The following is a 20137-nucleotide window of genomic DNA, read 5'->3' on the forward strand; positions in this document are numbered from 1 at the left end:
CCATGACGGACGTGTTGATCCTCAGTGGAACGGGCTGGCTCTCCGGGCGCATCGCCCGCCGATGGCTGGATGCGGGGGCAACGGTGACCTGTCTCGCTCGCGGCGAGAGGCCCGCGCCCGACGGTGCCGAGTTCGTACGTGGAGACCGCGACGATCCCGCGGCGTACACCGCGCTCACCCGGCGGGACTGGGATCACGTGGTGGATATCTCGTCGCAGGCGTCGCAGGTCGGGGCGGCCGTCGGTGCCCTCGGCGAGCGTGCCGCGCGGTGGACCTACGTGTCTTCCCTGTCGGTCTACTCCGACGACGAGACGGTCGGTGCGGACGAGTCGGCACCGCGGCATCCGTCCGCCCGCCCCGGTGACGAGTACGAGTACGGGGCGCAGAAGGCGGCGGCCGAGGACGCCGTGGGCACCCTGGGCGATCGTGCGCTCATCGTGCGACCGGGACTCATCGTCGGCGAAGGCGACCCCAGCGATCGATTCGGTTACTGGGCAGCGGCGTTCGCGCGGGCGGGTGCGGAACCGGTCCTGTCACCGCCGCTCGAGGGGAAGAGCGCCCAGGTGATCGACGTGGACGATCTCGCCGAATTCATCGTCGCGGCGACCGTGAGCGGGCCGGTCAACGCCATCGGCGACGTGCAGCGCTTCGACGAGGTATTGCGCGAGATCCGGACCGCCGCGGGTCATACCGGCGAGATCGTGGTCGCCGAGGAGGACTGGCTCGTCGCACACGGGGTCCAGCACTGGGCGGGGCCGAGATCCCTGCCGCTGTGGCTGCCCCCGGGGATGACGGGCTTCATGACCCGGTCTAACAGCGCGTACCGCGATGGAGGTGGTCGGCCGCGGCCCCTGACCGACACCATCCGTACCGTCGTCGCCGATGAGCGGGCGCGCGGGGTCGACCGCGACCGTCGTGCCGGACTCACCCGCGCGGAGGAGTTGACGCTCCTGGCCGATCGCTAGACGTTCCTGGCCGATCGCTAGACTCTGAGCAGTGACACGGGGTGCCGCATCCGCGGCTGAGAACAGACCCGTCGAACCTGATCTAGTTCGTACTAGCGAAGGGATGTCGCGATGAGCGATCTTCTGCGTCCTGATTCCATCACCGATCTGCCCGGCGCCGCCGCCGCCCTGTGGGGGGTGCTGCGCGAGACGCCCCCACTGACGCACTGCATCACCAACACGGTCGTCGCCGGGTTCACCGCCAACGTGCTGCTCGCCCTGGGGGCTGCCCCGGCCATGGTCGACATCGTCGGAGAGGCCGAGATGTTCGCCGGTGTCGCCTCCGGCGTGCTGATCAACCTGGGAACGCCCACTCCCGAGCAGCGCGCGGCGAGTCTCGAGGCCGTCGCCGGGGCTGCGGCATCCGGAACCCCATGGGTGCTCGATCCGGTCGCGATCGGAGCTCTGCCGATCCGCACCGCCTTGGCGCACCGGCTGGCGGAGCAGCGTCCGACGGCGATCCGCGGCAACGCCTCGGAGATCCTCGCGCTCGCCGGCCTCAGCGCCGGTGGTCGCGGAGTGGATGCCACCGACAGCACGGATGCGGCAGCCGACGCGGCCGCTGCCCTCGCGCGACGGACGGGTGCCGTGATCGCCGTGTCCGGTCCGATCGACCTCGTCACCGACGGGGAGCGGGTACTGCGCCTCGCGAACGGACACGAGCTGCTGACCAGGGTCACCGGCGGGGGCTGCGCTCTCGGGGCCGTGATGGCCGCATTCCTCGGTACCGCGCGCAATACCGGACACGATGCCCTCACGGCCGTCGCCGCCGCGAGCCTCGTGTACACGATCGCGGCCGAGCGCGCCGCCACGATCTCGACCGGCCCCGGCAGCTTCGCCGTGGCGCTGTTGGACGCCCTCGCCTCCGTGGGCCCCGCCGACGTGATCGCGGACGCCCGTGTGCAGGCGGGTGCGCGGTGAACGCCGACCTCTCCCTCTACCTCGTCACCGATCCCACGTTGTGCGGCGACCGCGGTGTCGTCGATACCGTGCGCCGTGCCGTCGACGGGGGCGTGCGCATCGTGCAGCTCCGCGACAAGACCGCGTCCGATGCCGAGACGGCCGAGCAACTGCTTGCACTGTCGCAGGCGATCGACGGTCGTGCGCTGCTCGTGGTGAACGACCGACTGGATGCCGCGATCGCCGCCCGCGCCCGCGGTGCACGCGTCGACGGCGTGCACCTGGGTCAGGGGGACGCGTCGGTGCTGCAGGCGCGCGAGGCTCTCGGGCCGGATGCGCTGATCGGCCTCACCGCGAACAGTGCGGCGCACCTCGACGCGGTTCTCGCGTTGCCCGCCGGAACCGTCGACTATCTCGGCGTCGGGGTGATCCGTCCGACCTCGACCAAGCGGGATCACCCCGACCCCCTCGGCGTGGACGGGTTCCGTGACTTCGTGAGGCGCAGCCCGCTCCCGTGCGTGGCGATCGGCGGCGTCGGCATCGACGACACCGAGGCGCTTCGCGATGCCGGTTCCGCCGGGCTCGCCGTGGTCTCGGCGCTGTGTGCGGCCGAGGATCCCGCCGCGACCGCCCGGGAGTTCCGGCGACGCTGGCTCGCGGGGTCGGTGCCACGGGTGCTCAGCATCGCGGGGAGTGATCCTTCGGGAGGGGCGGGTATCCAGGCCGACCTCAAGTCCATCGCCGCGAACGGCGGCTACGGCATGGCCGTCCTCACCGCGCTGACCGCGCAGAACACGCAGGGTGTCCGGGCGGTGCATGTGCCGCCGGCGGACTTCCTCCGTGCCCAGCTCGACGCGGTGTCGGACGACGTCGTGATCGATGCGGTGAAGATCGGGATGCTGGCCGAGACGGAGGTGATCCGCGCGGTGGGCGAGTGGCTCGATCGGGTGCGTCCGCCCGTCGTCGTGCTCGACCCGGTCATGGTCGCGACGTCGGGGGACAGGCTCCTGTCGCCGGATGCCGAGGCGGAGCTGCGGAGTCTGCTCGGTCGCGCGACGCTGGTCACCCCGAATCTCGCCGAGCTCGCGGTGCTGACCGGTCGTGACATCGTCGATTGGGCCGACGGCATCACCGCCGCCGAGGAGCTGTCGGCCGAGATCGGTGCCGCCGTGCTCGTCAAGGGCGGTCATCTCACCGGCGACGAAGCTCCGGATGCGCTGGTCGACAGGCGTCGCGGCCTTCGCCAGGAGTTCACCGGCCCGCGCATCGTGACGTCGAGCACGCACGGCACGGGCTGCTCGCTCTCTTCGGCCCTGGCCACGCTGCTGGCACAGGGGAGTGATCCCGAGGAGGCGGTACGCGCGGCACGCGCCTGGCTCCGCGAGTCCCTCCGCGCGGGGGACGGGCTGCGCGTGGGGCGCGGACACGGCCCGATCAGCCACTTCGCCGGGCTCTGGGGTCGTGGGCGCTCGGCGACGCGACCGGAGGCGACCGACATCGCTGCGGACTGGTGGCAGGAGATCGCCGGTATCCGCGCGGGGATCGATGAGCTGCCGTTCATCCGCGCGCTCGCCGACGGCTCTCTCGAGCGCGCGCCGTTCCTGTCGTACCTCGCGCAGGATGCGCTGTATCTGCGTGACTACGCCCGCGTGCTGGCCGAAGCCGCCCGCCTCGCGCCGACCTCGGCCGAGCAGGCGTTCTGGGCGGACTCCGCCCACGGTTCGATCGTCGGCGAGCTCGAACTGCACGCGTCGTGGCTGACACCGTCGCAGGGGGTGAGCGCGGCGACGTTCGCGGCGGAGCCCTCGCCGGCGACGACGGCTTACCTCGATCATCTGCGGTCCGTCGCCTTCGGCGGCGACTACGCCGAGATCGTCGCCGCGGTGCTCCCGTGCTTCTGGCTCTACACGGATCTCGGCCGGCGTCTGCACGCGGGGGAGTTCGGCGAATACGCGACCGATCCGCAGCATCCCTACGCGTCCTGGCTCGCGACATATGCCGACCCCGTGTTCGAGGAGGCGACCCGGACGGCGATCGAGCACGCGTCCGCCGCCGCTGCGGCGGCGGACGCCGACACCAGGGCGCGGATGCGGCGGGCATTCGTGTCATCGAGTGAGCACGAGCTCGCCTTCTTCGCCGCTCCGCTGGAGTCGCCGCCGGGCAGATGACGGTCCGGATTTGCGGTGGCTGCCGGGGCCGCGCTACTGTCGCGACATGCCTTCGGCCGCCACCGCTTCTTCGACGCTCGCTCCGAGCGTCATCGCTGTGCGCCGACGCCGCGGCCGCCGACTGTAGGCGACCCCGCCCTCCTGCCTGCGCCCGCGCGGCGGTCGAGAGCCGGTGTCGCCGCCTCCGGCCCCGCCCCCGGTCCTCCTTTCGAGGAAGGACCCGACCGTTAAGGTAGAAGCATGACGTATTCCGTCGCCGTCTCCGGCGCATCCGGCTACGCAGGCGGCGAGATCCTACGCCTCCTGGCCGACCATCCCGAGATGGAGATCCGCACCGTCACGGCGCATTCGAACGCCGGACAGCCTCTCGTCGACCACCAGCCGCATCTGCGTTCACTCGCGCACCTCACCCTGCAGGACACGACGCCGGAGATCCTCGCAGGTCACGACATCGTGTTCCTCGCGCTTCCGCACGGGCAGTCGGGGCAATACACCGACGCTCTGGGAGACGCGCCCCTCGTGATCGACGCGGGCGCCGATCACCGGCTCACGTCGGCGTCGGCATGGGATGCGTTCTACGGCGGCGCCTTCCACGAGCCGTGGACATACGGTGTCCCCGAGCTCCTGGTCGACGGCGTGAAGCAGCGCGAGCACCTCCGCGGGGCGACGCGCATCGCTGCCCCGGGCTGCAACGCCTCCACGGTGAGCCTCAGCCTCGCCCCGGGTGTCGCGGCCGGAGTGATCGACCCCTCCGACATCGTCTCGGTGCTGGCCGTCGGCCCGTCAGGAGCTGGCAAGAGCCTGAAGACCAACCTCCTCGGCAGCGAGATCCTCGGCACCGCGAACCCCTACGCGGTCGGCGGAACCCACCGGCACATCCCCGAGATCCGTCAGGCGCTCGCCGCGGCGTCCGGGGCGGATGCCGCGGGCATCCGCATCTCCTTCACCCCGGTGCTGGTCCCGATGTCGCGGGGAATCCTCGCCACGTCGACGGCGCCGATCGTCGACGGTGCGACCGATGCGCAGATCCGTGATGCCTGGCAGAGCGCCTACGGCGACGAGACGTTCGTGCAGTTGCTGCCGGAGGGGCGCTTCCCCCGAACGGCCGACGTACTCGGAGCCAACACCGCGCTCATCGGTCTCGCGATCGATCGCGCCGCCAACCGGGTCACGGTGGTCACCGCCGTCGACAACCTCGTCAAGGGCACCGCCGGCGCTGCCATCCAGTCCATGAACATCGCGCTGGGTCTTCCCGAGAACCGCGCCCTCTCAGTGAACGGAGTCGCGCCGTGAGCGTCACCGCCCCCGCAGGATTCGAGGCGGCCGGTGTCGCCGCAGGCCTGAAGTCCACCGGCAAGCCCGATGTCGCCGTCGTCGTCAACCGGGGGCCGCGCAAGGTCGGTGCCGCCGTCTTCACGAGCAACCGCGCCAAGGCGAACCCGATCATCTGGTCGCAGCAGGCGGTCGCCGACCGCATCGTCGAGGCCGTGGTGCTCAACTCCGGCGGGGCGAACTGCTTCACCGGGGCCTTCGGGTTCCAGACCACGCACCAGACCGCCGAGAAAGCCGCCGAGCTCCTCGGAGTGAGCGCCGGTGACGTGCTGATCTGCTCCACCGGACTCATCGGCACCGGCGACGAGACCTTCCGGCAGCGGGTGCTCTCCGGCACGGAGCAGGCGATCGCCGCGCTCAGTGCCGACGGGGGCGACGCCGCCGCGCAGGCGATCATGACCACCGACACCGTGGCGAAGACCGCCGTGATCAGCCGTGACGGATGGACGATCGGCGGCATGGCGAAGGGCGCGGGCATGCTCGCACCGGGTCTCGCCACGATGCTCGTGGTGATCACGACCGACGCGGTCCTCGAGCCGCTGCAGGCCGACGAGGTGCTGCGCCGCGCGACGGGGCAGACGTTCGACCGGCTCGACTCCGACGGGTGCATGTCGACGAACGACCAGGTCACGCTGCTCGCCAACGGCGCATCCGGAGTCGTCCCCGACCTCGACGACTTCGCCGCCGCACTGACCGAGCTGTCGCAGGAGCTTGCGGTGAAGCTGCAGGGCGATGCCGAAGGCGCCAGCCACGACATCACCATCGAGGTGCAGCACGCGGTGTCCGAGCAGGACGCGGTCGAGGTCGGCCGATCCGTCGCGCGCAACAACCTCTTCAAGGCCGCGATCTTCGGAAACGACCCGAACTGGGGCCGCGTGCTCGCCGCGATCGGCACCACGAACGCGCAGTTCGACCCCTACGACGTGGACGTCTGGATGAACGGCGTCCGCGTCTGCACCGAGGGCGGCCCGGATCGCCCCCGGGAAGAGGTCGATCTGACGCCGCGCGCCACGCACCTCGTGATCGATCTCAAGGTGGGGGACTCGACGGCCACCGTGCTCACGAACGACCTCACCCACGATTACGTGCACGAGAACAGCGCATACGCCTCATGACCGACATCCAGGACACTCCCGCCGAGGTCGCCGCGCAGAAGGCCACCACTCTCATCGAGTCGCTGCCGTGGCTGAAGAAGTTCCGCGACCAGATCGTCGTCATCAAGTACGGCGGAAACGCGATGGTGTCGGAGGAGCTGCAGGATGCCTTCGCCCAGGACATCGCCTACCTCCGTTACGTCGGCGTGCTGCCGGTCGTCGTGCACGGCGGTGGTCCGCAGATCTCGAACATGCTGCAGCGACTCGAGATCCCCAGCGAGTTCAAGGGCGGCTACCGCGTCACCAACACCGAGGCGATCAGCGTCGTGCGCATGGTGCTCACGGGTCAGGTCAACCCGCAGCTCGTGTCGAAGATCAACTCGCACGGTCCGATCGCGACGGGTCTCAGTGGTGAGGATGCGGGACTTTTCGGCGGACGCCGTCGTGGCGTCGTGATCGACGGGGAAGAGGTCGACCTCGGCCGCGTCGGCGACGTCGTGGAGGTCGATCCGACCCCCGTGCTCGATCACCTCGCCGCCGGACGCATCCCGGTCGTGTCGAGCATCGCGCCCGACCTCGACCACCCCGGTCAGTCGCTCAACGTCAACGCCGATGCTGCGGCTGCCGCTCTCGCGGTGTCGTTGCACGCGCGCAAGCTCGTGATCCTCACGGATGTGCCTGGGCTCTACGCGGATTGGCCGAACCGCGACTCGCTCGTCTCGCACCTGACCTCGGAAGCCCTCGTCGAGATGCTGCCGAAGCTCGAATCGGGGATGATCCCGAAGATGCGGGCGTGCCTCGATGCGGTCGAGGGCGGCGTGGACGCGGCAGCGATCATCGACGGCCGCGTGCCGCATTCGGTGCTCGTCGAACTTTTCACCAGCAAGGGAATCGGGACCGAAGTGGTCCTGGGAAAGAATGAGGTGACGGCATGACCGTCTGGCAGGACGACGCGGCACGCGATCTCGTGCTCAACGCAGGGGACCGGCTCGCGATGCTGGTCCGCGGCGAGGGCTCGTACCTGTGGGATGCCGACGGCCGACGCCACCTCGACTTCCTCGCCGGTATCGCGGTGACCTCTCTCGGGCATGCGCACCCGGCCTTCGTGGAGGCGGTCTCGACGCAGGCAGCCACGCTCGCCCATGTGTCGAACTACTTCGCCACTCCGCCCCAGCTCGCACTCGCCGCACGGCTCAAGCGTCTCGCGGGTGCCGGTATCGGCGGGCGGGTGTTCTTCTCGAACTCGGGCGCCGAGGCCAACGAGGCCGCCTTCAAGCTCGCCCGCCTGCACGGTGGCGCCGAGCGCACGCGCATCCTCGCGCTCGAGAACGGCTTCCACGGACGCACGATGGGGTCGCTCGCTCTCACCGCGAAGGCGTCGATGCGCGCGCCGTTCGAGCCGATGCCCGCCGGTGTGGAGCACATCCCCGCCACGATCGAGGCCCTCGAGGCGGCGATGGACGACCGCGTCGCCGCCATCATCGTCGAGCCCATCCAGGGTGAGGCCGGCGTCGTCGAGCTGCCGGAGGGCTACCTCGCCGCCGCGCGCTCGCTGACCCTCGCTCACGGCGCGCTGCTGATCGTGGATGAGATCCAGACGGGTGCGGGCCGCACGGGAGAGTGGTTCGGGTTCAGCCACGAGGGCATCACGCCCGACGCGATCACGCTCGCCAAGGGCATCGGCGGCGGCTTCCCGATCGGCGCTCTGGTCACCTACGGTGCCGCGAGCGCCCTCTTCACCCCGGGCTCGCACGGCTCGACCTTCGGCGGAAACCCGCTCGCGACCGCTGTCGCCGACGCCGTGCTCGCCGAGATCGAGAGCGCCGGCCTGGTGGAGAACGCGGCCCGTCGTGGGGCGGAGCTGCGGGAGATCCTCCTCGGCATCGACTCTCCGCTGATCGAGGGCGTGCGCGGACGTGGTCTGCTCGTCGGTGTCGCGCTCACCGCTCCGGTCGCCGGCGCGGTGGTCGCGGCTGCGCAGGAGCGCGGCCTCATCGTCAACGCCGCCAACCCCGAGACCGTGCGCATCGCGCCCGCCCTCACCATCGGCGACGCGGAACTCGCCGAGTTCCGCGAGCTGTTCACGGCTTCCCTCGCCGACGTCCAGGCCTCTGTTGCCGGAAAGGTATCCGCATGACCCGCCACCTGCTGCGCGACGACGATCTGACCCCCGCCGAGCAGGCCGAGATCCTCGATCTCGCCATCGAGCTGAAGAAGGACCGCTGGGCCGACAAGAGTCTCGCGGGCCCGCAGACCGTCGCGGTGATCTTCGACAAGTCCTCCACGCGCACCCGCGTCTCGTTCGCGGTGGGCATCGCCGACCTCGGCGGCTCCCCCCTCATCATCTCGACCGCGAGCAGCCAGCTCGGCGGCAAGGAGACCCCGTCCGACACCGCGCGGGTGCTCGAGCGCCAGGTCGCGGCCATCGTGTGGCGCACCTACGCGCAGTCCGGACTCGAGGAGATGGCGGCAGGAACGCGCGTCCCCGTGATCAACGCGCTGTCGGACGACTTCCACCCGTGCCAGCTGCTCGCCGACCTGCTGACGATCCGTGAGCACAAGGGCGAGCTGAACGGGCTCACGCTCACCTTCCTCGGTGATGGCCAGAGCAACATGGCGCACTCCTACGCGCTCGCGGGTGTCACGGCCGGCATGCACGTGCGCATCGCCTCGCCCGAGGACTACGCCCCTCGTGCCGACGTCATCGAGGACGCCGATCGCCGTGCCGCCGAGACCGGCGGTTCGATCACGCTCTACACCGATCCGGTCGAGGCCGCAGCCGGTGCCGACGTCGTCGTCACCGACACCTGGGTCTCGATGGGCAAGGAGGAGGAGAAGCTCGCGCGCATCCGTGATCTCGGCGGCTACAAGGTCACCCCCGAGACGATGACGCTCGCCGACCCCGAGGCGATCTTCATCCACTGCCTCCCCGCCGATCGCGGCTACGAGGTCGACTCCAGCGTGATCGACGGGCCGCAGAGTGTGGTCTGGGACGAGGCCGAGAACCGGCTGCATGCGCAGAAGGCCCTCCTGGTCTGGCTGCTCGGCAAGAAGGACGCGTGATGGCCGACTCCTCGCACGAAGGCACCAACGAGGGCGCGCTCTGGGGTGCCCGCTTCGCCACCGGGCCGTCGCCGGAGCTGGTGGAGCTCAGCCGCTCCACGCACTTCGACTGGATCCTCGCGCCGTACGACATCGCCGGCTCCCACGCGCATGCCACGGCGCTCGAGGCGGCCGGATATCTCGAGCCCGATGAGGCGCGGCGGATGCACGAGGGGCTGGATGCCGTAGCCCGCAAGGTCGCCGACGGCGTCCTGCGCCCGGTGCCGACCGACGAGGACGTGCACGGCGCGCTCGAGCAGGCGCTGATCGCCGAGCTCGGGCCGGAACTGGGCGGGCGCCTCCGCGCCGGTCGCAGCCGCAACGACCAGATCGCGACGCTGGTGCGCATGTATCTGATCGACCATGCGCGGGTGATCGCCCGTGACATCCTGCGGGTCATCGACGCGCTGGTCGCCCAGGCCGAGGCCCACCCCGATGCCATCCTCCCCGGGCGCACGCACCTGCAGCATGCGCAGCCCGTGCTCCTCGCCCACCACCTGCAGGCCCACGGCTGGCCGCTCGTGCGCGAACTCGAACGCCTGGTGGACTGGCGTCGTCGTGCCGGTGTCTCGCCCTACGGCGGGGGAGCGCTGGCCGGTTCCACGCTCGGTCTCGACCCCGCGCTCGTGGCGACCGAGCTCGGACTCGACCGCCCGGCCGAGAATTCCCTCGACGGCACCGCCGCCCGCGATGTGGTGGCGGAGTTCGCCTTCATCACGGCCATGACGGGTGTCGACATCTCGCGCCTGTCCGAGGAGATCATCCTCTGGAACACCCGCGAGTTCGGTTTCGTCACGCTCGACGACGGGTACTCGACGGGGTCGAGCATCATGCCGCAGAAGAAGAACCCCGACATCGCCGAGCTCGCGCGAGGCAAGTCGGGCCGTCTCATCGGCAACCTCTCCGGGCTGATGGCCACGCTCAAGGGGCTCCCGCTGGCGTACAACCGCGATCTGCAGGAGGACAAGGAGCCGGTCTTCGACTCGGTGCAGACCCTCGAGGTGGTGCTCCCCGCGTTCGCCGGCATGATCGCGACGCTGCGTTTCGACACCGAGCGGATGGCGGCGCTGGCGCCCCAGGGCTTCTCGCTCGCGACCGATGTCGCGGAATGGCTCGTGAAGCGGCGGGTGCCGTTCCGCGACGCCCACGAGATCTCCGGCGCGCTCGTGCGTGCGTGTGAAGAAGAGGGGATCGGGCTGGAAGACGCTTCCGATGAACTGCTGTTGTCGGTGTCCCCGCATCTCGTCCCCGAGGTCCGCGAGGTCCTCACGATCGAGGGTTCGGTCGCGTCTCGGACCGGTGTCGGCGGCACCGCACCGGTCCGCGTCGCGGAGCAGCGCGCCGAGCTCGTCGCCCGCGCCCAGGCCGCCGCCCACGCGCTCGGCCTGTAGCCGGACTCGCGGTCGGCGGCCGTGTCGAGCTCAGTGCAGTTCGGCGTCGGCCGCGGACCGCGCCCACCGGGTGAACCGTACGGTGAGACCCGCACGTGTCGGGGCGGCGAGGAAGGGCCCGGCGGATGCCGCTGCCTGGCCGTCGAACGGAGCGACCCGCACGAGCCGCCACGGCTCCTCGGCGGTGCGCGCCCGCACGATCACGGAGTCCGCCCAGCGGCTCACGCGCACTGTGATCTCGCTCTCGAGCCACTCGTCGACGAAGCCGACGGACCAGTCCGACCCTCCGTCGGTGACCACGGCGCCGAGCCCGAGGTGGTCGTCGGCGTACTCGACGCCGGTCTTCACCCAGTGTTCGTCGTCGATCCGCACGAAGATGCCCGCCTGGTCGAACTGGCCGTCCCACGGCGCCCGGAACGACACCTCCATCGCCTCGCCCACGGCGAGCGGTGCGAGCAGGGCGTGTTCGGTGTCGTGCACGAACCCGTAGGCGGTGTGCCGCCAGGCGTCGCTGCCTTCGACGGCAGTGACGTCGAAGTGCTCCGCGTCTTCCACGGCGGCGGGGTCGTGGGTCCAGGTTCCCGCGGACCAGGCAAGGATGCTCGAATCAGGCATATTTCCATCCCATAACCAAATAGTGCATATAACTAAGAATATTCGTGATAAGGTTATCGCATGGTCATCGCTGTGATCGCAGACATCGTGGGCTCCCGTGAACTCGGGGACCGCGGCGCCGCACAGCGCGTGCTGGATGAGACCATCGCGCAGGCCGAGATCGACCTCCCGCTGGCGGCGCAGCCGTTGACGCCCACCGTAGGAGACGAGCAGCAGGGCGTCTACCGGGAGCTCGGCGATGCGCTCAGCTCGCTCTTCCTCATTCAGCTGCGACTGCCCGACGGGATCGCCTTCCGATTCGGCATCGGCGTGGGGGAGGTGCGCGCCGTCGCCTCCGTGCACGGCGAGCTCGCCGACGGGCCGGGCTGGTACGCCGCGCGGGCCGCGATCGAGACCGTGCACTCCCGCGAGCAGCGCGCCGTGCCGCGCACGCGCACCTGGATTGTCGGAGCCCCGGGGCAGGATGAGGTCATGGCGTCGACGATCGCGGTCTCCAATGCCTACCTGCTCGCGCGTGACGAGCTCGTGGGTGCGATGAGTGCGCGCGAGCGGCGACTCACCTACGGGCGCCTGGTCGGCCGCTCGCAGCAGGAGCTCGCGGCGCAGGAGGGCATCTCCCAGCCGAGCGTCTCGAAGTCGCTGCGACGTGCCGGATCCGCCGCGCTCATCGAAGGACTCGCCGCCCTGAAGGGAGAGCCGGCATGATCATCGCCGGATTCATCCTGCTCGCCATCGGAGCCGCAGACCTCGTGCGGCAGTTCGTCCCGCGGCGTTGGATCGGATACCTGGCCGCGGCCGTCGTGCTGCTCCTGCTCGGCAGCGTCAGCGATGCTCTCCTGCCCATGATCGCCGCGCTCGCGTCCGGCGCGCTCTGGGTCTGGTGCATGCCCGACGGGCGACCGTCACGCGCGGGGTTCTGGCCCGCCGTGGTCCTCGCGCTCGTCGTCGTCGGAGCCGTGATCTCGATGGGAGCACGCGCCCAGGCCGGACTCATCGGCGAGGTGTGGCAGTTGCGTTCGCCGTTCGGTGAGGTCACGTTCGACCTGGCGATCCTGGTGCTCGGGGTGTCGGCGTTCCTCCTCGAGTCCGCGAACCTCGTGGTGCGCGCCGCTCTCGACGGCGAACACACCTGGCGCCCCGCCGAGCAGGTCACCGAGGCCACACCCGTCGTCGAGGCTGCATCGGTCGGCGCGGAGATGAGCCGGACCCTCCCAGAACCGACGACAGCCCTCGCAGAACCGACGACGGATCCGGCACCTGTGGTGGCGGCCGCCCCTGATCCGCGGGCCGGCTTCCAGGGCGGGCGACTGATCGGCCCGCTCGAACGCCTCCTCGTCCTGATCCTCACGCTCGCCGCCGCGTACCCGATCCTCGCGGCGATGCTGGCGGCGAAGGGGATCGTCCGCTTCCCGGAGATCTCCCGCGACGGTGAGACCGGCGCCAGAGCCGAGTACTTCCTCGTGGGCAGTCTCGTCAGCTGGGTCATCGCCCTCGGCGCCGCCTTCCTCGTCTGGTGGGCGGCGCACAGCTGACGACGGTTCCGAATCAGCCCACGGAGCGGTACCAGTCCAGCTTCTCCGCGAGTCGCTGCTGTTGCGCGAGAACCTCGGCGAGCTGCTTCTCGACCGTCACCGCGTGCTCTTCGAGAAGCGCTATCCGCTCCGGGATGGAGTCTTCTCGCTGGCAGAGCTGGCCGTAGCGACGCAGGCGTTCCACCGGCATGCCGGTCTCGCGGAGGCACTTGAGGAACTCCAGGAGGCCGAGCTCGGCATCGGTGTACGCGCGATGCCCGCCGGCCGTGCGCGACACCGCGGGCAGGATGCCCTCGCGCTCGTAGTACCGGAGCGTGTCGATGCTGAATCCGGAGCGGGCCGCGGTCTCCGCCGGCGTGTACGTCGTCATGATCGGAGCATAGGACTTGACCTGGAGTGCACTCCAGGTTGCACAGTGAAGTCATGACCAACCGGAACACCCCTGCATCCCCGCTCGTCCTCGGAGCGATGTCATTCGGCACGCTCGTCGACGAGGAGACCTCTTTCGCTCTGCTCGACCGCTTCGTCGACCGCGGCGGCATCTGGATCGACACCGCCGACTGCTACAGCTTCTGGACGAGTGAGACGGGGCAGGGGGGAGCCTCCGAAGAGGTGCTCGGACGCTGGCTGGCGGCGCGTCCGGATGCACGAGCGCACGTCCGCATCTCGACCAAGGTCGGTGCCGAGCCGCTGTGGCCCGGCTCCTGGCCTGAGCACCGGGCCGGTCTCTCTCCGCGTGCGATCCACGCTGCCGTCGAAGGGAGCCTCGAACGCCTGGGCGTCGACAGGATCGACCTGCTCTGGCTGCACCAGGAGGACCGCACGGTCGCGATCGAGGACACGGTGGACGCCCTCGCGGCGCTCACCGTCGACGGGACGGTGGGCCGTGTCGGCGCCTCCAACCACCCGGCCTGGCGCATCGAGCGCGCCCGCGCGCACGCGAGAAAGATCGGAAGCGTCCCCCTCGACGCGTTCCAGTTGAACAGCACATACCTGCGCACGCGTCCGGGAACGCTTCCTCCCGGAGTGGCGCACCCGTTCGGCGTGCTGAGCGACGAGCAGCGGGACTTCGCCCGGGCGAACGGGATCGAGATCTGGGCGTACACCCCGCTGCTCTCCGGTGCGTATGACAACCCGGCGAAACCCGTGCCCGAGGTGTACGACCACCCCGGGACTGCGCGTCGGCTCGCGGTGCTGGCCGAGATCGCGGCGGCGCGGGACCTCGGCCGAGGGCAGATCGTGCTGGCGTGGCAGCTCGCGCGAGGCATCCGTCCCATCCTCGGCGGCAGCAAGCTCGATCAGCTGGATGTCGCGATGGATGCGGCGTCGATCTCCCTGTCCGTCGAGGAGATCACTCTCCTCGACGAGCCGGCGTGAGGCGATTCGGCGGTGCGCGGCGCTGATAGCCTGGAGCGCGTGTCAACTCCCGATCTGACGACCGCACCCCAGGCGATCGACCCCGCGTTCGAGAACGTGTGGGACGAACTCGTGTGGCGTGGCCTGGTCCAGGTGTCCACCGACCAGGAGGCGCTGCGCGCCCTGCTCGCGGGAGACCCCATCACCTATTACTGCGGCTTCGATCCGACGGCACCGAGCCTGCACCTGGGCAACCTCGTGCAGTTGCTGACGCTGCGCCGCATCCAGCTCGCCGGACACAAGCCTCTCGGTCTGGTCGGCGGGTCCACCGGACTCATCGGCGATCCGCGTCCGACTGCCGAGCGAACGCTGAACACCCGCGAGACCGTCGAGGAGTGGGTCGGGCGGCTTCGCGCGCAGGTCGAGCGCTACCTCAGCTTCGAGGGTGAGAATGCGGCACGCATCGTGAACAACCTCGACTGGACCGCGCCGCTGAGCGCGATCGACTTCCTCCGCGAGATCGGCAAGTACTACCGCGTCGGCACGATGCTCAAGAAGGATGCGGTCGCCGCGCGGCTGAACTCCGACGAGGGCATCAGCTACACCGAGTTCAGCTACCAGATCCTGCAGGGGATGGATTACCTCGAGCTCTACCGCCAGTACGACTGCGTGTTGCAGACGGGTGGGTCCGACCAGTGGGGCAACCTCACCAGCGGGACGGATCTGATCCGCCGCGCCGAGGGCTCGTCCGTGCATGCGATCGGCACACCGCTGATCACCAACAGCGACGGCACGAAGTTCGGCAAGAGCGAGGGCAATGCGATCTGGCTCGACGCCGAGATGTGCAGCCCGTACCGGATGTACCAGTTCTGGCTGAGCACCGCGGATTCCGACGTCGTCGACCGCCTGAAGGTCTTCACGTTCCTGAGCCGCTCGGAGATCGAGGGGTACGCCGAACTCGTGGCGACGGAGCCGTTCCGTCGTGCCGCCCAGAAGCGTCTCGCGCTCGAAGTGGTGGCGACCGTGCACGGCATCGACGCGGCGGCGGCGGTGATCGCGGCATCCGAGGCCCTGTTCGGACAGGGCGATCTGACCGCGCTCGACGCGCAGACACTCCGCACCGCGCTGGAAGAGCTCCCGAATGCGACCGTCGCCACCGGCACCCCGGTGGTGGACGTGCTGGTCGCGACCGGGCTGGTCGCCAGCCTCTCCGAGGCGAGGCGTGCGATCGCGCAGGGCGGTGTCACGCTCGACGGCAACCGCGTCGAAGACGAGACTGCCGCGGTCCAGGGCACGCTTCCCGGGGGAGTGTCCGTACTCCGTCGTGGCAAGAAGACCCTTGCCGGCGTCTTCCTCGGCTGAGCCTTCGCGCTTCGGATAGCAGAGCCGGATGCCTTTCACTCCCAGCCACGCGCTCGTCGCGCTGCCGTTCATCCGAACGCCGTTGGTGCCCGCGGCGATCGCGATCGGCGCCATGACGCCGGATCTGCCGCTGTTCGTGCGGGGTGTCGGGCTGAACTACTCGTTCACCCACACGTTCGGCAACATCCTGTGGACGGCACTCCTCGCGTTCGTGCTCTTCCTCGTCTGGCGCGTGATCCTGCGTCCCGCGGTGCCGGAACTCGCGCCGCTGTGGCTGGCGCGTCGGCTCCCGGAGGACTGGAGCGAGGGCGGTGCGGAAGCCGCACGACGAGCCGTCGGCGTGGGGGAGAAGCGCTGGTATCCGGTGCTCCTCGCGGTGTCTTTCCTGATCGGCGTGGCCTCGCACATCCTCTGGGATCTCTTCACGCATGAAGGTCGTGCCGGCGTGCAGCTGCTCCCCGGTCTCGACGCGATGTGGGGTCCGCTGCCCGGATTCAAGTGGCTTCAGCACGGGTCGAGTGTGATCGGCCTGCTCATCATCGGTGTCTGGGCACTGCTCTGGCTGCGTCGACGGGAAGCGCGCGCGGATTTCGCGCAGTCGCTGCCGCAGGGGGTGCGCATCGCGTGGTGGGTCTCGCTTCCGGTGATCCTGGTCGCTGCGCTCGTCTGGGGGATCATCGCGTTCGGTCCCATCGACACGGAGTTCACCGTGCAGCATCTGGCCTATCGCGTGCTGCCTCCGGCATGTGCGCTCTGGGGTGCGATCACCTTCGTGCTCTGCGTCGTTCTGGCGGTTCGCGGCCGTCGTCACCAGATCGCCTGATCCGACCCCCAGAGGTGCGGGGCATCGAACTCGAGGCCGGTCATCGCCGGTCGCGAGGTGACGAGGGACCTGCCGTCGACCTCGAAGCGCGCGAGGTGCGGGCCGACGTCGAACTCGGCCTCCCCTTCCGGCTCCCGGCTGCGCGGCATCCCGAGAAGTTCGGCGGCGATGCGGCGGAGCGAGGTGCCGGCATACCAGGACCCGCCTTCGCCGGTGCGGCGTTGCAGCAGCGCCGTCACCGCGGCGGCGAGCAGGTATCCGGCACTGTGGTCGAGCGCCTGGGCTGGAAGCGTGCCCGGGCGGTCCCCGTCCGGCGACTCGATGAGCGCGATTCCGGATGCCGCCTGGACGAGGCTGTCGAAGCCGGCGCGATCGGGATGCTCCGTGCCCCAGGCACTCAGTTGCGCGACGACCAGGTCCGGATACCGTTCGGCGAGCACACTCGGTTGAAGTCCCAGTCGGTCCAGCGCGGCGGGACGGTAGCCGAGCACCACGGCATCGGCGTCTGAGAGCAGGTCGTGCATCTGCGCGGTGCGCGCATCCAACCGTGCCGAGCGCTTGCCGTGCCCGGTGTCGAGGTGCTGCCACTCGGGTTCGGGCAGGTGCGGCGGATCGATGCGCAGCACGTCGGCGCCGAGGAGAGCGAGCGTGCGGGTGCAGACGGGACCGGCGATAACGCGGGTGAGGTCGAGCACGCGCATACCGGCGAGGGGGTGGCGATCATCCTGCGCCGCCGTCGAACGTGAGTGGCGGGAGTGACGACGTGCGGGGGTGTCGGTGCGTCGGACCTCGAGAAGCGGCGTCGCTCGGAGGGCGCGATCAGCGGCGGGGTCCTCGGCGGCCACGGCGACGGCGAGTCCGCCGAGTCGGGTGATCCCCGCGACGGCGTCAGCCGTCGTCCGTTCCTCGAGTGCGACGCGGACCGCATCGGCGTCGGCGTCATCCTGCAGTCCGAGTGCGGTGCGCAGAGCGGCGGAGTGATGCGGATAGTTCCCATGGGTCCTGACCCATCCGTCCGCAGTCCGCCAGAAACCCGAGTAGGGCGACCACACCGGGGGAGCGACGCCGTCGATCGAGAGCACGCGGTCGCTCCGGTAGGCGGTGGCCACACGGTGCGGGTCGATGAGCGCGGGCGAGCGACCGGCGGCGAGCAGGGCAGAGGCGACGCTGGCCCAGGCGAGTTCCGCGGTGGCGAGCCGAGAGGGCAGGGCTACGGCGGCGTGAGCTTCGGTCGTTCCCTCTGTGGCGGGGAGATCGAGCAGGATCCTGACGCGGTCGAGCAGAGCAGCTCCCGCGTTGGGAGCCGGGTCAGTGTTGAGTGGGAGCATGGCCAGATCGTACTCTCGGCGGCACGACGCGGCGGAAACCGCGGTTGACCCGGCGTAAAGCGCGCGGAACGCTCGAACGACACGCCCGGGCTGTATGCCCCGATTTGCCAGAACCCCGGAACCCACGTAACTTATTACTTGTTCGCCCCACAGGGAAGCGGAGGAGCCAAGAGCTTCACCCCCCTCAAGCGGAGAACCACTCCCGATCCACTCTCACTTGAGAGATCAGGCGCTTGCGTCTAGGATAGGGAATCCACCTCTTCTGCGGCTGTCATCAGCTGCGCTGCGGATCTCTGATCTGCACGGCGCGCCGATTTGACAAGCGGGACAGGGTGGGTAAGATAGAGAAGTTGCCCTGCGGGCCTGGCTGTGATGGCTGGGTCGTGGGAGCATCCGATCCTTGAGAACTCAACAGCGTGCACTTGTCAAATGCCAAATTATCCTCGTCTCCACTTCGGTGGGGGTGAGAATTCCTTTGGATCAAAGACCAACTCCTTCCGGGGGGTTGGCAATGGATGAAGTCAGCAATGAATTTGTCTCTTTGGTCAGCATCAAACTCGCTGCGTCATCGTTTTCCCGGTGTCGTATGCATTTCTTTTTTACGGAGAGTTTGATCCTGGCTCAGGATGAACGCTGGCGGCGTGCTTAACACATGCAAGTCGAACGGTGAACACGGAGCTTGCTCTGTGGGATCAGTGGCGAACGGGTGAGTAACACGTGAGCAACCTGCCCCTGACTCTGGGATAAGCGCTGGAAACGGCGTCTAATACTGGATATGTGACGTGACCGCATGGTCTGCGTCTGGAAAGAATTTCGGTTGGGGATGGGCTCGCGGCCTATCAGCTTGTTGGTGAGGTAATGGCTCACCAAGGCGTCGACGGGTAGCCGGCCTGAGAGGGTGACCGGCCACACTGGGACTGAGACACGGCCCAGACTCCTACGGGAGGCAGCAGTGGGGAATATTGCACAATGGGCGCAAGCCTGATGCAGCAACGCCGCGTGAGGGACGACGGCCTTCGGGTTGTAAACCTCTTTTAGCAGGGAAGAAGCGAAAGTGACGGTACCTGCAGAAAAAGCGCCGGCTAACTACGTGCCAGCAGCCGCGGTAATACGTAGGGCGCAAGCGTTATCCGGAATTATTGGGCGTAAAGAGCTCGTAGGCGGTTTGTCGCGTCTGCTGTGAAATCCGGAGGCTCAACCTCCGGCCTGCAGTGGGTACGGGCAGACTAGAGTGCGGTAGGGGAGATTGGAATTCCTGGTGTAGCGGTGGAATGCGCAGATATCAGGAGGAACACCGATGGCGAAGGCAGATCTCTGGGCCGTAACTGACGCTGAGGAGCGAAAGGGTGGGGAGCAAACAGGCTTAGATACCCTGGTAGTCCACCCCGTAAACGTTGGGAACTAGTTGTGGGGTCCATTCCACGGATTCCGTGACGCAGCTAACGCATTAAGTTCCCCGCCTGGGGAGTACGGCCGCAAGGCTAAAACTCAAAGGAATTGACGGGGACCCGCACAAGCGGCGGAGCATGCGGATTAATTCGATGCAACGCGAAGAACCTTACCAAGGCTTGACATATACGAGAACGGGCCAGAAATGGTCAACTCTTTGGACACTCGTAAACAGGTGGTGCATGGTTGTCGTCAGCTCGTGTCGTGAGATGTTGGGTTAAGTCCCGCAACGAGCGCAACCCTCGTTCTATGTTGCCAGCACGTAATGGTGGGAACTCATGGGATACTGCCGGGGTCAACTCGGAGGAAGGTGGGGATGACGTCAAATCATCATGCCCCTTATGTCTTGGGCTTCACGCATGCTACAATGGCCGGTACAAAGGGCTGCAATACCGCGAGGTGGAGCGAATCCCAAAAAGCCGGTCCCAGTTCGGATTGAGGTCTGCAACTCGACCTCATGAAGTCGGAGTCGCTAGTAATCGCAGATCAGCAACGCTGCGGTGAATACGTTCCCGGGTCTTGTACACACCGCCCGTCAAGTCATGAAAGTCGGTAACACCTGAAGCCGGTGGCCTAACCTTTTTGGAGGGAGCCGTCGAAGGTGGGATCGGTAATTAGGACTAAGTCGTAACAAGGTAGCCGTACCGGAAGGTGCGGCTGGATCACCTCCTTTCTAAGGAG

Annotated in this window: 17 protein-coding genes, 1 rRNA gene and 1 riboswitch; of the genes, 15 read left to right on the forward strand and 3 right to left on the reverse strand. The window is 68.6% G+C overall.

All coding sequences use genetic code 11. The annotated features are described in order from the left end of the window. Positions 1-2: 2 nt before the first annotated feature. From ACCO44_RS10125 to argH, 9 genes are all read left to right on the forward strand, one after another. A complete protein-coding gene (locus ACCO44_RS10125; protein WP_372466470.1) occupies positions 3-965 on the forward strand; it encodes an NAD-dependent epimerase/dehydratase family protein in 963 nt (320 codons plus the stop codon). A gap of 27 nt (positions 966-992) precedes the next feature. Further along, positions 993-1086: riboswitch (TPP riboswitch) on the forward strand. Continuing rightward, on the forward strand, positions 1077-1925 hold the full coding sequence (gene thiM / locus ACCO44_RS10130; protein WP_262002635.1) for a hydroxyethylthiazole kinase: 849 nt from the start codon (positions 1077-1079) through the stop codon (positions 1923-1925). Its footprint overlaps the riboswitch before it by 10 nt. Then, the gene (locus ACCO44_RS10135) at positions 1922-4072 is read left to right on the forward strand and encodes a bifunctional hydroxymethylpyrimidine kinase/phosphomethylpyrimidine kinase (protein ID WP_372466471.1); all 2151 of its coding nucleotides are present in this window, start codon (positions 1922-1924) and stop codon (positions 4070-4072) included. Before thiM ends, ACCO44_RS10135 begins: the two co-directional genes overlap by 4 nt. Before the next feature lie 240 nt (positions 4073-4312). After that, on the forward strand, positions 4313-5365 hold the full coding sequence (gene argC, locus ACCO44_RS10140) for an N-acetyl-gamma-glutamyl-phosphate reductase (protein WP_372466472.1): 1053 nt from the start codon (positions 4313-4315) through the stop codon (positions 5363-5365). Next, entirely contained in the window at positions 5362-6519 is a 1158-nt protein-coding gene (argJ, locus tag ACCO44_RS10145) for a bifunctional glutamate N-acetyltransferase/amino-acid acetyltransferase ArgJ (RefSeq protein ID WP_372466473.1), read from the forward strand. Before argC ends, argJ begins: the two co-directional genes overlap by 4 nt. Beyond that, positions 6516-7433 carry an acetylglutamate kinase gene (argB, locus tag ACCO44_RS10150; RefSeq protein WP_372466475.1) on the forward strand — a complete coding sequence of 306 codons (918 nt, stop codon included), beginning with the start codon at positions 6516-6518 and terminating at the stop codon, positions 7431-7433. The genes argJ and argB overlap by 4 nt, the downstream gene beginning before the upstream one ends. After that, positions 7430-8635: an acetylornithine transaminase gene (locus ACCO44_RS10155; RefSeq protein ID WP_372466476.1), complete on the forward strand. Its 1206-nt coding sequence runs from the start codon at positions 7430-7432 to the stop codon at positions 8633-8635. Before argB ends, ACCO44_RS10155 begins: the two co-directional genes overlap by 4 nt. After that, the gene (gene argF, locus ACCO44_RS10160) at positions 8632-9561 is read left to right on the forward strand and encodes an ornithine carbamoyltransferase (RefSeq protein ID WP_372466478.1); all 930 of its coding nucleotides are present in this window, start codon (positions 8632-8634) and stop codon (positions 9559-9561) included. Before ACCO44_RS10155 ends, argF begins: the two co-directional genes overlap by 4 nt. Further along, positions 9561-10991: an argininosuccinate lyase gene (gene argH, locus ACCO44_RS10165; RefSeq protein ID WP_372466479.1), complete on the forward strand. Its 1431-nt coding sequence runs from the start codon at positions 9561-9563 to the stop codon at positions 10989-10991. The genes argF and argH overlap by 1 nt, the downstream gene beginning before the upstream one ends. 30 nt (positions 10992-11021) lie before the next feature. On the opposite strand, the gene ACCO44_RS10170 is transcribed toward argH, so the two are convergent. Next, entirely contained in the window at positions 11022-11606 is a 585-nt protein-coding gene (locus ACCO44_RS10170; protein ID WP_372466480.1) for a DUF1349 domain-containing protein, read from the reverse strand. Between the two features lie 60 nt (positions 11607-11666). Between ACCO44_RS10170 and ACCO44_RS10175 the strand changes: the two genes are divergently transcribed. Both ACCO44_RS10175 and ACCO44_RS10180 read left to right on the forward strand, forming a co-directional pair. Continuing rightward, entirely contained in the window at positions 11667-12311 is a 645-nt protein-coding gene (locus ACCO44_RS10175) for a SatD family protein (protein WP_372466481.1), read from the forward strand. Further along, a complete protein-coding gene (locus ACCO44_RS10180; RefSeq protein ID WP_372466482.1) occupies positions 12308-13138 on the forward strand; it encodes a hypothetical protein in 831 nt (276 codons plus the stop codon). The genes ACCO44_RS10175 and ACCO44_RS10180 overlap by 4 nt, the downstream gene beginning before the upstream one ends. 13 nt (positions 13139-13151) lie before the next feature. Here the strand turns inward: ACCO44_RS10180 and ACCO44_RS10185 are convergent, their stop codons facing one another. Beyond that, on the reverse strand, positions 13152-13508 hold the full coding sequence (locus tag ACCO44_RS10185; RefSeq protein WP_372466483.1) for a MerR family transcriptional regulator: 357 nt from the start codon (positions 13506-13508) through the stop codon (positions 13152-13154). A 53-nt stretch (positions 13509-13561) separates the two neighbouring features. Between ACCO44_RS10185 and ACCO44_RS10190 the strand changes: the two genes are divergently transcribed. From ACCO44_RS10190 to ACCO44_RS10200, 3 genes are read left to right on the forward strand one after another with little or no spacing between them, the layout of a single operon-like run. After that, complete coding sequence (locus ACCO44_RS10190) at positions 13562-14515, forward strand: aldo/keto reductase (RefSeq protein ID WP_372466484.1); 954 nt, start codon at positions 13562-13564, stop codon at positions 14513-14515. 39 nt (positions 14516-14554) lie between these two features. Further along, positions 14555-15856, forward strand: a complete 1302-nt coding sequence (gene tyrS / locus ACCO44_RS10195) for a tyrosine--tRNA ligase (protein WP_372466485.1) — start codon at positions 14555-14557, stop codon at positions 15854-15856. Between the two features lie 28 nt (positions 15857-15884). Continuing rightward, entirely contained in the window at positions 15885-16679 is a 795-nt protein-coding gene (locus tag ACCO44_RS10200) for a DUF4184 family protein (protein WP_372466486.1), read from the forward strand. Here ACCO44_RS10200 and ACCO44_RS10205 read toward each other — a convergent pair. Then, positions 16664-18007, reverse strand: coding sequence for a CoA transferase (locus ACCO44_RS10205; RefSeq protein WP_372466487.1), 1344 nt, complete (start codon positions 18005-18007; stop codon positions 16664-16666). The genes ACCO44_RS10200 and ACCO44_RS10205 overlap by 16 nt on opposite strands. A gap of 598 nt (positions 18008-18605) precedes the next feature. On the opposite strand from ACCO44_RS10205, the gene ACCO44_RS10210 reads away from it, so the two are divergent. Next, positions 18606-20129, forward strand: a 16S ribosomal RNA gene (locus ACCO44_RS10210). The last annotated feature ends 8 nt before the right edge of the window (positions 20130-20137 follow it).

The sequence above is a fragment of the Microbacterium maritypicum genome, from assembly GCF_041529975.1.
Lineage (GTDB): Bacteria > Actinomycetota > Actinomycetes > Actinomycetales > Microbacteriaceae > Microbacterium.

What these genes read in the sequence shown, in the direction of transcription:
- ACCO44_RS10125 (WP_372466470.1), top strand. Translation starts at nt 3, where the DNA reads ATGACGGACGTGTTGATCCTCAGTGGAACGGGCTGGCTCTCCGGGCGC.
- thiM (WP_262002635.1), top strand. Translation starts at nt 1,077, where the DNA reads ATGAGCGATCTTCTGCGTCCTGATTCCATCACCGATCTGCCCGGCGCC.
- argC (WP_372466472.1), top strand. Translation starts at nt 4,313, where the DNA reads ATGACGTATTCCGTCGCCGTCTCCGGCGCATCCGGCTACGCAGGCGGC.
- argB (WP_372466475.1), top strand. Translation starts at nt 6,516, where the DNA reads ATGACCGACATCCAGGACACTCCCGCCGAGGTCGCCGCGCAGAAGGCC.
- ACCO44_RS10155 (WP_372466476.1), top strand. Translation starts at nt 7,430, where the DNA reads ATGACCGTCTGGCAGGACGACGCGGCACGCGATCTCGTGCTCAACGCA.
- argF (WP_372466478.1), top strand. Translation starts at nt 8,632, where the DNA reads ATGACCCGCCACCTGCTGCGCGACGACGATCTGACCCCCGCCGAGCAG.
- argH (WP_372466479.1), top strand. Translation starts at nt 9,561, where the DNA reads ATGGCCGACTCCTCGCACGAAGGCACCAACGAGGGCGCGCTCTGGGGT.
- ACCO44_RS10170 (WP_372466480.1), bottom strand. Translation starts at nt 11,606, where the DNA reads ATGCCTGATTCGAGCATCCTTGCCTGGTCCGCGGGAACCTGGACCCAC.
- ACCO44_RS10175 (WP_372466481.1), top strand. Translation starts at nt 11,667, where the DNA reads ATGGTCATCGCTGTGATCGCAGACATCGTGGGCTCCCGTGAACTCGGG.
- ACCO44_RS10180 (WP_372466482.1), top strand. Translation starts at nt 12,308, where the DNA reads ATGATCATCGCCGGATTCATCCTGCTCGCCATCGGAGCCGCAGACCTC.
- ACCO44_RS10185 (WP_372466483.1), bottom strand. Translation starts at nt 13,508, where the DNA reads ATGACGACGTACACGCCGGCGGAGACCGCGGCCCGCTCCGGATTCAGC.
- ACCO44_RS10190 (WP_372466484.1), top strand. Translation starts at nt 13,562, where the DNA reads ATGACCAACCGGAACACCCCTGCATCCCCGCTCGTCCTCGGAGCGATG.
- ACCO44_RS10200 (WP_372466486.1), top strand. Translation starts at nt 15,885, where the DNA reads ATGCCTTTCACTCCCAGCCACGCGCTCGTCGCGCTGCCGTTCATCCGA.
- ACCO44_RS10205 (WP_372466487.1), bottom strand. Translation starts at nt 18,007, where the DNA reads ATGCTCCCACTCAACACTGACCCGGCTCCCAACGCGGGAGCTGCTCTG.